Source organism: Marivita sp. (assembly GCF_051251565.1).
In the GTDB taxonomy this organism is placed as follows: Bacteria; Pseudomonadota; Alphaproteobacteria; order Rhodobacterales; family Rhodobacteraceae; genus Marivita.
Window position 1 is genome coordinate 41,912 of the sequence record NZ_JBPOFB010000005.1, and the last position, 12,126, is coordinate 54,037.

The following is a 12,126-nucleotide window of genomic DNA, read 5'->3' on the forward strand; positions in this document are numbered from 1 at the left end:
CTTTACGGGCCGCCCTTTTTCCGTTGTCAGCCCCCCGGACACGATGTGTTGACGTATCTCAGCTTTGCGCTGACGCAAAACAGTTTTCCCTTTCTACATATCGTCTTTGAGCTGCACCACACACCACGCCAACAGCGCGAGAAGAATGACGATGGGTAGAATGAAAAACGCGTCCATTTGGTTCTCCTGATAGGATCTGGGCCCAAGATTTGGGTGTTGATGCGCCAAGAGCGCACCCCTAAAGAGCTAGTTGCCCCGACCACAGTTGCAATGTTTTGCGGCATGTCCGGTGGCCACATCGTCAAGGATGCCCAATACTTATGCAAAATCCACCCGAAATCACCCCAGTGAACTGGGTCATGGTCGGCGTGCTGGGCCTTATCTGGGGTGCCACATTCCTGTTCATCGAATTGGCACTTGAAGGCATCACACCCTTCTGGCTGGCCGCAGGGCGGATCGGGTTTGCGGCACTTTTGGCGGTTGCCGTCTGGCGCTGGCGCGGCGGGCGGGTGTTCACCACACAGGACACAGCGTGGACGCCCCTGGTGGCCTCTGGCGTGCTCAACTCGGCGATCCCGTTCATGCTGCTGAGTTGGGGGCAACAAACCGTCACATCGGGCTTTGCCGGAGTGTCGATGGCAACGGTGTCGCTGATCGTGCTGCCGCTGGCGCATCTATGTGTCCCCGGAGAACAGATCACACTACGCCGGTTGATCGGGTTGATCATCGGCTTTGTGGGCGTAACCGTCTTGTTGGGCGGACAGGTCTTTGCCTCAAGCGGCGATCCGTTGGAACCGTTTGGACGGTTGGCCTGCCTTGGCGCTGCAGCCTGCTATGCGGGCAGTTCGGTGCTGGTGCGCCGCTTGCCGCCGATTGATCCGTTTGGCCTCGCAGCCCTGTCACTGGTGTTTGGATCCTTGCTTGTCGTGCCCACCGCCTGGGCTGTTGAAGGACCGCCGCCTATGCCGGCCACGGACATTCTGCTGTTGATCGCCATTTTGGGATTGATCCCGACAGCAGGCGCAAATCTCTTGCGTATTCTGGTCATTCGCAGCGCCGGACCCGTGTTCATGTCGCTGGTCGGCTATCAGGTACCGATGTGGTCGGTGATCCTTGGCATCGTGATCCTGGGCGAAGCGTTCACGCCCGTCCTGTTGCTGGCGATGGGGTTGATCCTGCTCGGCATGTGCATCACCCAATGGGGCGCATTGCAGCGGTTGTTCCGGCGCAAGCCTAGTCCCAACAGCTGACCAGAACGGTCATTGCCGCAGCCTTTTGTGTCAGGTCCACCGGGTCGAGCCGTGCAAGGGCTGGTGTGATCTGAGGCGACACACCGGCCCGTTCCAGAAGCCCGCGCAGGGCAGAGCCCTTGGCGGCAAAGTTGACACCGTCGGGCAATTGCCGCCCACCCGCGCTGTGCGGGACCAACATGCCAAGCACGGCACCACCCTCGTCAAGAACCGGACCGCCCGCATCCCCATCAAGCGTGGTGATGTCGAGACGGCTGAGTGTGTCTTCACCATTCAGACCTTGCAGATCGGACAAGCGGCCAAAGGTCATGGTCGCCGATGGCAACACGCCCCCGAACGAAAACCCGGCCACAGCGATCTCGGATTGCAGGCGCGGGCTGCCATCGCGGAACTGTGCCACGGCATTGGGGGCCAGCGGCTGCGTTGCGCGCAGTACGGCAATGCCCAGCGACGGATCGGTGGCCATAACCTCGGCGTCGTATTCAGTGTTGAGCGTGATCCGGCCACATTGCGCCACGGCGGCTTGGGTGGTGACCACCCTGCCCTGACGGTCAACGAAAAAGCCCGATGCGGTCAGCTTGGGCTTGCGAATGCTAAGACCCGCAACAAGGTCGATGCGCTGGCTGTCTTCGGCGATGGTGGCAGGGTCCAACACCCCGTCAATGGGTGCAAAGCTGCTTTGCATGGCGGCCAGAATACGGGTGCGGCGCTCTTCCTCTCCGGTGGGCCAGATCAGGGTGAAGCCCTTGATCGCATCCCCGTCAAGCCGCGCTTCGGTGTGGGACACGATGCGGCCATTTTGCCCGGTCAGGGTAAAGCTGTCGCGGTCTCGATCGCGGTCGCCTTCGAGCGGGACAATGTCGAGGGTCTGCATGATCTCATAGAGACCGGAAAGACGGTCGCGGTCGCCCGGTTGGCTGATAAGCAGGATGCGTGCGCCCTCGACCGTGCCGGTCGGCTCAAAATGGGCAAACGGGCTGTCATAGCGATCAAACGCCACAGCGCCCAAAGGCAGATCAATAGCGATGCCAGCACGGGTGTCGCGCACGGTCTGGATATCCATACCGTCCAGCACCGCATTGAATTGACGGAAGAGTTCACCGCGCTGCGCAGTGGTCAGGACGCCAGTGTTCTCCAACCCGTTGGCCGATTGCCAGTTGCGCATGGCAGCGCGGGTGCCACGACCAAACGCACCGTCAATGGCCGCGTTGTAAAACCCCGCCCATTGAAGTGCAATTTGCAGGTCTTCACGCTCTGCACGTGTCAAAAGCGCCTCTGAGGCGGCAGCTTCGCGCGGGGATTCGTCGGGTACAACGGGCAACGGTGCGGGCTCTGGTTCAGGTGCGGCGGTGACCACAGGGTCCTCGACGACAGGCGTGCTGACCGCGGGACCGGCGCCAATCGGCCAAATGCGCTGACCGTAGCGATCGGCATTTTCAACATAGCTGTCGCTTGGGATCAGGCGTTGCGCACGCAGGTCGCGCAGCACACGGGTCGCCTCGTCGCGCGGATACGGGCCAAGTGCGATACCGTACCACCCAAGGCCAAGGTCAAAGCCGTTCACATCCGGCAGGATAGCAGCAAAGTCGCGCAGACGGTTTTCGGTCACCGACAGGCTGGGATGCGCTTCGATTTGAACAAACGCGTTGTCCTGCGCCGCTGCCGCATGGACCCACACGACAAGCGTCGCCACCACCGAAAAGAAAAGTTTGCGCATCATACCGAAAGCCACCTAACCGAAAAAAGCCGTTTCAACGTCCCGCTCTACCAAGAATGGGTCGACACTGGAACGCGAAAATTAGGCGCTCTCGCGCAATTGACCCTTGGACCCCATGCGCCTAATCAGACGCCAGAACAAACCGGGGTGCCATCGCCATGGATCAGACCATCACGAAGCCACGCAGTTTTCAGGAAATCATCCTGCGGCTCCAGTCCTACTGGGCCGATCGGGGCTGTGCGATCATGCAGCCCTACGACATGGAAGTCGGTGCTGGCACTTTCCACCCGGCCACGACGCTGCGGTCGCTTGGGTCGCGCCCTTGGGCTGCGGCCTATGTGCAACCGTCGCGCCGCCCCACCGATGGGCGCTACGGTGAAAACCCAAACCGTTTGCAGCATTATTACCAGTACCAGGTGCTGATCAAACCGTCACCGCCTGACCTGCAAGACCTGTATCTCGGATCACTCCGGGCCATTGGGATCGATATGGCGCTGCACGACATCCGTTTTGTCGAGGACGATTGGGAAAGCCCGACGCTCGGCGCGTGGGGGCTTGGCTGGGAAGTGTGGTGCGACGGGATGGAAGTGTCGCAGTTCACGTATTTCCAACAGGTTGGCGGGCATGATTGCCACCCGGTGTCGGGCGAACTGACCTATGGGTTGGAACGCTTGGCGATGTATGTGTTGGGTGTCGATCACGTTATGGATATGCCCTACAATGATCCCGACGCGCCGATTGCGTTGCTCTACGGCGATGTGTTCCGCCAGACCGAACAGGAATATTCCCGCTGGAACTTTGATGTTGCAGACACCGATATCCTGCTGCGCCACTTTGAAGAGGCCGAGGCGGAATGTGCCCGCATTCTGGATCAGGACGCCGACGACCCCAAGACCGGCAAGCGGATCATCATGGCGCATCCCGCCTATGACCAATGCATCAAGGCAAGCCATATCTTCAACCTGCTGGACGCGCGCGGCGTGATCTCGGTCACCGAACGCCAGTCCTATATCGGGCGGGTGCGGACACTGGCGAAACGCTGCGCTGATGCATTTGTGCAAACCGAGGCCGGGGGCCTTGCCGCCTGATGGCACACGCCAACCGAAATACGGCTTTGCGGCGGGCCAAATACGGTCTGATGCAGCACCTTCCGGGGGCGCTTGGGCAAAAATATCGCCGCAAGCTGCGCAAGCTTGTCGACACGCCCCGTGCCGAAGCCGCATTTCGCGCGGCCTTGGCCGGGGCCGAGGGCCAGATCTGCATCGACCTCGGGGCCAATCTGGGTCAGCACACACGCATCATGGCGGCGCAGGCCGCCAAGGTCTATGCGTTTGAGCCCGACCCTTGGACAGCAGCGGAACTGCGGACCCGTCTGGCCGACATCCCCAATATAGAGATTGTCGAGGCCGCCGCAGGCACGGCCGAGGGAACGTTTCCGCTTTATCGGACCGCGTCCTTTGACAGTGACCCTGAAGAACAATCGCAATCCTCCTCGCTCATGGCGGCGAAACGCAACATCGACACCAGCAGCGCGGTGGATGTTGCGGTGATCGATTTTCCCGCCTTCCTGCAAAATCTGAATGCGGATATTGCGGTGATCAAAATGGATATCGAAGGGGCGGAAGTACCGCTTCTGGAGGCGCTTTTTGACCATCCGGTAAAATCCCGGATCAAACATCTGTTTGTCGAGACCCACGAAAGCCGTATCCCCGAGCTACTGGAGCGCACAAACGCGCTGCGCAGCCGGGCTGCGCAAATGACACAGCCCCTTGTGAACATGGATTGGAAATAGACGATGACCGGCAAAATCCTTAGCATCGTCATAGCCGTCAGTGCCGTGATCGCGGGCGTCGCAATGTATTACCTTCAAGTGTATGCATTCTACGACACAGTTACTCCGTCTGGTACGGATGATGTCCAACTCACCACGCTGGACGGCACGCGCGAGGTTATTCTTTATGAGGATTTCCAAGCGATTGACTCCGAAAGCTCGCCCATCCGGTTCAGAGCGTGCTTTACCACGCAGACGCCCATCTCGACCCTGTCGGCGACCTATGAGCCCTATCCGGGCGCAGCCCCGCGCAACGCGCCGGGGTGGTTTGAATGCTTTGACGCCGACGCCATCGGCAACGACATCCGCGATGGGCGCGCGCAGGTGTTTACCAGCCAGCGCAACCGCGAATTCGGGATCGACCGTGTGGTCGCCATCACCGAAGATGGACGCGGCTATATCTGGCACGAAATCAACGATTGCGGCGACAAGGCCTATGACGGCAGCCCGCTGGGCGACGACTGCCCTGACCGCGAAATTGGAGGCAATTGATGCCCGACCTTATGATCGAGCTTTTTTCCGAAGAAATCCCCGCCCGCATGCAGGCGAAGGCCGCGGATGACCTTAGGACGCGCGTGACCAATGGGCTGGTGGATGCCGGTCTGACCTATGCCGGGGCTGTGGCTTATGCGACGCCGCGCCGGTTGACATTGCGGGTCGATGGCCTGACCGATCGGTCCCCGGATGTGACCGAAGAACGCAAAGGCCCGCGCGTCGATGCGCCCGAAAAGGCAATTGACGGCTTCCTGCGCGGGGCTGGCGTGACGCGCGCCGATCTGGTGGAGCGGGACGAAAAGAAGGGCCGCGTGTTTTATGCGGTGATCGACAAACCGGGCCAAGCCGCGGCTGACATCGTCGCCACCGTGCTTGAGGACACGATCCGCAATTTCCCGTGGCCCAAGTCGATGCGCTGGGGGGCCGGATCGTTGCGCTGGGTGCGCCCGTTGCACCGTATCCTGTGCGTGCTGACGCGCGAAGACGGCTCAGAGGTGGTGCCGCTTGATGTGGACGGCATCGTGTCGGGGCGCAGTACCGAAGGGCACCGTTTCATGGCGCCCAGTGCGTTCGATGTGACCAGCTTTGATGATTACGAGGCCAAGCTCAAACGCGCCTTTGTGGTGCTCGATGCCGCCGAACGGGCCGAGGCGATCTGGCAGGACGCGACCAATCAGGCCTTTGCCAACGGTCTTGAAGTGGTTGAAGACGCGGGACTTTTGGCCGAAGTGGCAGGGCTTGTGGAATGGCCGGTTGTGCTCATGGGTACGATTGGCGCAGATTTCCTGGGCCTGCCGCCCGAGGTATTGCAGACCTCCATGAAAGAGCATCAGAAGTTCTTTTCGGTGCGCAATCCAAAGACCGGGCGGATCGAACGGTTCGTCACCGTCGCCAATGTTGAAACCGCCGATCACGGCGCGACGATCCTTGCGGGGAACCAGAAGGTGCTGTCAGCGCGGCTGTCGGATGCCAAGTTCTTTTGGGAGAACGACCTGCGCGTTGCCAAGGATAGGGGTTTGACGGCGTGGACAGACAGCCTGTCGAACGTGACCTTCCACAACAAACTGGGATCGCAGAAAGCCCGGATCGAGCGGATCGCCGCGTTGGTGCGGGAGCTGGCCCCTATGGTAGGCGCGGATGCCGAACTGGCGGAACAGGCGGCGCGTGTGGCGAAGGCCGATCTGGCGTCGGAAATGGTATATGAATTCCCAGAACTTCAGGGGCTTATGGGGCGCTATTACAGCGATGCGGCAGGGCTACTTTCGGAAGTTGGGGTTGCGTGCCAGGAACATTATTCGCCGTTGGGGCCGTCGGACGATGTGCCCTCAACGCCGGTATCCGTGGCCGTGGCGCTGGCCGACAAGATCGACACGCTGACCGGGTTCTGGGCGATTGACGAGAAACCCACGGGGTCGAAAGACCCGTTCGCGCTGCGCCGTGCGGCGTTGGGTGTTATTCGGTTGGTGTTGGAGAATGGGTTGAAACTTAGCCTGCGGAAAAGCATTTCGCAGGCTTGGGAAACGATTGCCGTCAACGGTGACAACTCTGCGATTGCTAGCGAGACGACGACATATGAGACCGACGAGAAACCCCGATTTAGTATCATTCAGCTGGACAAAAAGGAACTGCGGTCAAAAGACTGGCCAATTGTTATGCTCATGAAATCAAGTGAATTGAGCCTACCGGGTGAACAACCTTGGATCAATCCGAATGACATCCAAGCAATTATTCTTGGCCGGCGAATTGTTGAGGACGATCTCCTCTCCTTCTTCCACGACCGCCTCAAGGTCTACCTCCGCGACCAAGGCGTGCGGCATGACGTGATTGACGCCTGCATTGCGATGCCCGGCAATGATGACCTCGCGCTTTTGGTCAAGCGGGCCAAGGCATTGCAGGCCGTACTTGAGACAGAGGACGGGGAAAACCTTGTGCAGGGGTTCAAGCGCGCCAACAACATCCTGACCCAGGCCGAGGAAAAGGACGGGGTCGAATACTCCTACGGGGGCGATCCTAAATTCGCCGAAGACCCAACAGAGATCGCGCTGTTCGAGGCGTTGACCAAGGCCGAGGCCAGGATCAAACCCGCCATGCAGGCGCAGGATTTCAGCGCGGCAATGGCGGCAGTGGCCGATCTGCGCGGGCCGGTGGATGCGTTCTTTGAGGCGGTGCAGGTCAATGCAGACAGCGCTGTCCTGCGGCGCAACCGTTTGAACCTGCTCAGCACGATCCGCACGACCTGTCTGCAAGTGGCGGATCTGACGCGCATCGAGGGGTGATTTTTCCACCCGGCACGGCAGTGCAAACCCCGGCTTGGCCTTTTGCAATGATGCGCTGATCTGCGCCATCAATGCCCCTTGTCAGACCGCGCTGCAAACGTATGCTGCGCGGAACTCCAAGAGGTGCTGCGGTGCAGAAACCAAGTCCTGACAACCCGGATGTGACGCTGATCACAGCCACGTCACCCATGACCACCCCCACCCACGGGGGCCGCGCGAAGTGTTTGCAGCGCTTGGTGCGGCTGGATTTGCCTGTACCGCGCACGGTGGCGTTGTCTTTTACAACCGTGCACCAGATCGCAGCGGGCTATCGTCCCGATGTGACGGGTGTTTTGGCGCAATTCGATCCCAACGCGTTGCTGTGTGTGCGACCGTCATCGGAAGACCCCGATTGGGGCGGTCCGGGTGCAGTGCTCAATATCGGGATGAACGATGCGCGCTATGTCGATCTGTGTGATCAGATCGGCAAGGCGGCGGCGACCGAGATTTATCTGCGCTTTGTCGTGAACTACGCCGTGGATGTGGCGCGCCTTGATGCCGAAGGGTTCGACGATATCGACGGCGACGATCATGATGCGCTGATCGAGGCGTTGCAGCTCTACGAGGAAGAGGCGGAAGAACCGTTCCCGCAAGACCCGGCGGTGCAATTGGCCGAAATCCTGCGGTCCATGGCCCGGGCGTGGGAAGGCACGACAGCCCGGCTTTTGCGGCAGGCCAAAGGTGCGCCCGTCGATGCGGGGCTTGGCCTTGTGGTGCAGGAAATGGCGCTGGGTCTGGGCAGCGGTGAATGCGGATCGGGGGTGTTGCAGCTTGTCAATTCCGTAACGGGCTTGCCGCAAGTCACAGGCCGATACCTCAGCCAGAGCCAGGGGCGCGAGGCGCTGGACGGCGGCGCGGAATCGATCTTCCTTGAGAAAGACCCGCGCGGCCCGTCGCTTGAAGACTTGGCTCCAGAAGCGTTTGCCGCGTTGAAGGACCACGCGGCGTTGATGCGCGCGCGGCTGCGTGAAGAAATGCAGATCGAGTTCACCATCGAAAATGGCCGCTTGCACATTCTAGATGGGGTCCGGGTCGATCGCAGTGCGCGTGCAGCGTTGCGGATCGCGGTGCGGCTGGCCGAGGACGGGATCATCACCCGGCAAGATGCTGTCATGCGGATCGAACCGCGCGCATTGTCTGAATTGTTGCACCGGCAGGTCGCGGCCAAAGCCAAGCGCGACGTTCTGGGATCCGGCATTGCGGCAAGCCCCGGCGCCGCAACCGGGCGCATCGTGTTTTCCTCCGAAGCCGCACAGGCAAGTGCGGCGCGCGGCGAGGCCTGTGTGCTGGTGCGGCGCGAGACCAGTCCCGAGGACATTCGCGGCATGCATGTGGCGTCAGCAGTGCTCACCGAACGCGGCGGCATGACCAGCCACGCTGCCGTGATCGGTCGCGGGCTTGGACTGCCCTGCGTTGTGAACGCGGTGAACCTGCGCTTTCAGGTCAAGCGCAAATCGCTTGTCGCCAGCGACGGGCGGCTTTTGCGCGAAGGCGACGAGATCACGGTAGACGGCACCAATGGTCAGATCCTTGCCGGATCGGTCGAGATGATCGAAGCGGTGTTGGACGAGACCTTCCGCACCTTTATGAGCTGGGCCGACGCAGAGCGCGATATCGGTGTGCGCGCCAATGCCGACACGCCGGCGGACGCGAAAACCGCGTTGCATTTCCGCGCCCAGGGGATCGGGCTGTGCCGGACCGAACACATGTTCTTTGAGGCCGAACGCCTGACGCCGATGCGCGAGATGATCTTTGCCCAGAACCCCCAAGACCGGCAAGCGGCGTTGGAATTGGTGCTGCCGATGCAGCGGGCGGATTTTCTTGAACTGTTCCAGATCATGCAGGGCCAGCCCGTGTGCATCCGTCTGTTTGACCCGCCCTTGCACGAATTCCTGCCGACCAGCCGCGCCGGTCAGCGCGAGCTGGCCGAGGCGCTCGATATTCCGGTCAGCGATGTCACCCGCCGGATCGACAGCCTTGCGGAATATAACCCGATGCTGGGGATGCGCGGCGTGCGACTGGGCATCACCGTGCCCGAGATTTACGATATGCAAGCCCGCGCGATCTTTGAGGCGACAGTCGAAGCAGGGCGCGAGGGCATCACCGTGGTGCCAGAAATCATGGTCCCGCTGGTGTCAGCCAAGCGCGAGGTTGAACTGGTGCGCGCCCGTGTCGAGGCTGTGGCGGCCGCCGTGCGCACCGAAAGCAGCACTGAATTCACCTACCGTTTGGGCGTTATGGTCGAGACACCGCGCGCCTGTTTGCGGGCAGGCGATATCGCCGAGCACACCCACTTCCTGAGTTTTGGCACCAATGACCTGACTCAGATGACCTACGGCCTGTCGCGTGATGATGCCGGGCGGTTCATGTCGGAATATGTGCGGCAGGGTGTGTTTACGGAAGACCCATTTCACATCCTTGATACAGAAGGGGTGGGAGAATTGTTGCGGCTGGGCGTGGTGCGGGGTCGTGCCGCGCGTCCAAACGTGGTTTTATCTATTTGCGGTGAACATGCCGCCCATACCGATTCGATTGCCTTCTGTCGGGCAGCGGGATTCGACTATGTCAGCTGCTCTCCGTTCCGGGTTCCGGTGGCGCGACTGGCTGCCGCACAACTTGCGTTGGCCGACAAGATACGGTAGCAATCGGCACCTTTCGGCCCAGATTTTGCCACAATCCGGCAAAGCCTCTGAGCTGTGCACGGAGCGCATAGCCCCATAACTTGTAGAAAATAAATTTTTTCTGTAACAGCCCGTCGAACGCGCGGCGCTGCTATCTTTTTGTGCATCTCGCCGCCACCCACAACACTGCGAGATGAACACTCCGCATGACGCGATTGTTTGCTTTGATTATGGCGGCCGCCGTCCTGGCGTCCCCGACCTTTGCGGAAAGGTCGAAGGACGCAGCGCAAGGTCTTGTTGCGCGAGAACACATTGGACTGAAATCCGCCGGTCAAGAGCATTTGACATCGCTGGTCACACCGGTTTCTCGCAAGGGCGCGATATACAATGCATCCTGGCTGAATGCACAAAGCAAGGCCTCGGGCGGCGCGCAATGGGAATGTCTGGCCGAAGCGCTGTATTTCGAAGCGCGCGGCGAAACGGTCAAGGGCCAGTTTGCGGTGGCCGAAGTGATCATGAACCGGGTCCAGAGCGCGCGCTTTCCCAACAGCGTCTGCGGCGTGATCAATCAAGGCACCGGCAAGAAATACCAATGCCAGTTCACCTATACCTGCGATGGCATTCCCGAACGCATTCATGAACCCCGCGCCTGGGATCGGGTGGGCAAGATCGCCCGCGCCATTCTGGATGGTCGCGCGCCGATGAACCTTACCGATGGAGCCACCCACTACCACACCACTGCTGTGCGCCCGCGCTGGTCGCGCACCTACACCAAGACGACGGCCATCGGTGTGCATCTGTTTTACCGCCACACATGGCGCGTCAGTTCCAACAGCTAAGCGGCGCTGCGCCCGATTTCGGTCGATCAATGTCGCAGGCGGTGCCTCGATTGCCCTTTCGCGGCATTTTCGTTCGGGGCATCCTCTGATAGCCCGGTCACGACCGAACCGGAGACCCGCCATGAGTTCTGAAATTCGACTTGCCTTCGCCCACCCTTCGGAACGGGCGATTGCCACGGCGCATGAGGGGCCGGTAGACCGCATTTCGCTGCGCGACCATATCGTCGAGGTTGAGATCGGCGCTTTTCAAGCCGAGCGCGGCACCACGCAGCGGGTTTGCTTTAACGTCGTCGTCGAAGTCCAACCAATCGTTGGACATATTGACGATGATGTGGACCGCATCCTGTCCTATGATCGGGTGACCGAGGCGATTGCGACCGAGCTTGCGGCAGAACGGCTCAACCTGCTTGAAACACTGGCCGCCAGGATCGCCGAACGCATCTTGCTCGAGCCGCAGGCGTTGCGCGCTTTTGTGCGAATCGAAAAGCTGGATCGCGGCCCCGGCGCGCTTGGCGTCGAGATCGTGCGGTCCCGGTCGGATCTGGACGGGCCTATACAGGACAGCAGTCAGGAACGCCCGCATCCGCGCGTCGTGTACCTGTCGAACGACGCGGTTCGATCTGCCCATCTCGGGGTGTGGATCGACCAGCTGGCAGCTGACGCTGTGCCGTTGATCCTCTGTGTCGGTCTGCCCGATGGCCCCCGTCCAACTGTAGGGAGCCCGCTGGCACAAAGGCGCATTGATCTGCTGGCCATTGAACAGAATGGCTGGACGCTGGCTGCAAAGGACGGGCGCTGCAAGGTGGTGGCCACCCGAACCGAACTGGATTGGGCGATGAAGAACGGTCAGCTCTGCATATGGGCCCCATCAAAGATCGTGCTCGATGCCGTTACAGGGCCTGACAGCAACACAACCGACACGGTTGCGCTGACGACATGGTTTGCCCAAGAAATGGACGCGCGCGACCTGTTGGTGATCGGGGCGGATGCGCCGACATCCGCCACCTTGCCCGTGCGCAGCGTCCCCATCGACGAAACCCTGCTCTAGCTGACTTGCA

9 protein-coding genes are annotated in these 12,126 nt (G+C 60.7%); 8 read left to right on the forward strand and 1 reads right to left on the reverse strand.

From position 1 onward, the window contains the following. The first annotated feature begins 320 nt into the window (after positions 1-320). Positions 321-1,250, forward strand: coding sequence for a DMT family transporter (locus ACSHXH_RS08490; protein WP_435671356.1), 930 nt, complete (start codon positions 321-323; stop codon positions 1,248-1,250). Here ACSHXH_RS08490 and ACSHXH_RS08495 read toward each other — a convergent pair. After that, complete coding sequence (locus ACSHXH_RS08495; protein ID WP_435671357.1) at positions 1,234-2,970, reverse strand: serine protease; 1,737 nt, start codon at positions 2,968-2,970, stop codon at positions 1,234-1,236. The two genes, ACSHXH_RS08490 and ACSHXH_RS08495, sit on opposite strands and share 17 nt — an antisense overlap. 155 nt (positions 2,971-3,125) lie before the next feature. Here ACSHXH_RS08495 and ACSHXH_RS08500 point away from each other — a divergent pair, with 155 nt between their 5' ends. From ACSHXH_RS08500 to ACSHXH_RS08530, 7 genes are all read left to right on the forward strand, one after another. Further along, positions 3,126-4,055: a glycine--tRNA ligase subunit alpha gene (locus tag ACSHXH_RS08500; protein WP_435671358.1), complete on the forward strand. Its 930-nt coding sequence runs from the start codon at positions 3,126-3,128 to the stop codon at positions 4,053-4,055. Continuing rightward, positions 4,055-4,759, forward strand: a complete 705-nt coding sequence (locus ACSHXH_RS08505; protein WP_435671359.1) for an FkbM family methyltransferase — start codon at positions 4,055-4,057, stop codon at positions 4,757-4,759. The genes ACSHXH_RS08500 and ACSHXH_RS08505 overlap by 1 nt, the downstream gene beginning before the upstream one ends. Before the next feature lie 3 nt (positions 4,760-4,762). Next, positions 4,763-5,290: a DUF6446 family protein gene (locus tag ACSHXH_RS08510; protein ID WP_435671360.1), complete on the forward strand. Its 528-nt coding sequence runs from the start codon at positions 4,763-4,765 to the stop codon at positions 5,288-5,290. After that, complete coding sequence (gene glyS / locus ACSHXH_RS08515; protein ID WP_435671361.1) at positions 5,290-7,569, forward strand: glycine--tRNA ligase subunit beta; 2,280 nt, start codon at positions 5,290-5,292, stop codon at positions 7,567-7,569. The genes ACSHXH_RS08510 and glyS overlap by 1 nt, the downstream gene beginning before the upstream one ends. A gap of 101 nt (positions 7,570-7,670) precedes the next feature. Continuing rightward, the gene (locus tag ACSHXH_RS08520) at positions 7,671-10,250 is read left to right on the forward strand and encodes a putative PEP-binding protein (protein WP_435671608.1); all 2,580 of its coding nucleotides are present in this window, start codon (positions 7,671-7,673) and stop codon (positions 10,248-10,250) included. Positions 10,251-10,435: 185 nt separating this feature from the next. Further along, positions 10,436-11,068 carry a cell wall hydrolase gene (locus ACSHXH_RS08525; RefSeq protein WP_435671362.1) on the forward strand — a complete coding sequence of 211 codons (633 nt, stop codon included), beginning with the start codon at positions 10,436-10,438 and terminating at the stop codon, positions 11,066-11,068. A gap of 121 nt (positions 11,069-11,189) precedes the next feature. Further along, positions 11,190-12,116 carry a dihydroneopterin aldolase gene (locus tag ACSHXH_RS08530; RefSeq protein ID WP_435671363.1) on the forward strand — a complete coding sequence of 309 codons (927 nt, stop codon included), beginning with the start codon at positions 11,190-11,192 and terminating at the stop codon, positions 12,114-12,116. Positions 12,117-12,126: the final 10 nt, after the last annotated feature.

What these genes read in the sequence shown, in the direction of transcription:
- ACSHXH_RS08490 (WP_435671356.1), top strand. Translation starts at nt 321, where the DNA reads ATGCAAAATCCACCCGAAATCACCCCAGTGAACTGGGTCATGGTCGGC.
- glyS (WP_435671361.1), top strand. Translation starts at nt 5,290, where the DNA reads ATGCCCGACCTTATGATCGAGCTTTTTTCCGAAGAAATCCCCGCCCGC.
- ACSHXH_RS08520 (WP_435671608.1), top strand. Translation starts at nt 7,671, where the DNA reads ATGCTGCGCGGAACTCCAAGAGGTGCTGCGGTGCAGAAACCAAGTCCT.
- ACSHXH_RS08505 (WP_435671359.1), top strand. Translation starts at nt 4,055, where the DNA reads ATGGCACACGCCAACCGAAATACGGCTTTGCGGCGGGCCAAATACGGT.
- ACSHXH_RS08500 (WP_435671358.1), top strand. Translation starts at nt 3,126, where the DNA reads ATGGATCAGACCATCACGAAGCCACGCAGTTTTCAGGAAATCATCCTG.
- ACSHXH_RS08510 (WP_435671360.1), top strand. Translation starts at nt 4,763, where the DNA reads ATGACCGGCAAAATCCTTAGCATCGTCATAGCCGTCAGTGCCGTGATC.
- ACSHXH_RS08530 (WP_435671363.1), top strand. Translation starts at nt 11,190, where the DNA reads ATGAGTTCTGAAATTCGACTTGCCTTCGCCCACCCTTCGGAACGGGCG.
- ACSHXH_RS08525 (WP_435671362.1), top strand. Translation starts at nt 10,436, where the DNA reads ATGACGCGATTGTTTGCTTTGATTATGGCGGCCGCCGTCCTGGCGTCC.
- ACSHXH_RS08495 (WP_435671357.1), bottom strand. Translation starts at nt 2,970, where the DNA reads ATGATGCGCAAACTTTTCTTTTCGGTGGTGGCGACGCTTGTCGTGTGG.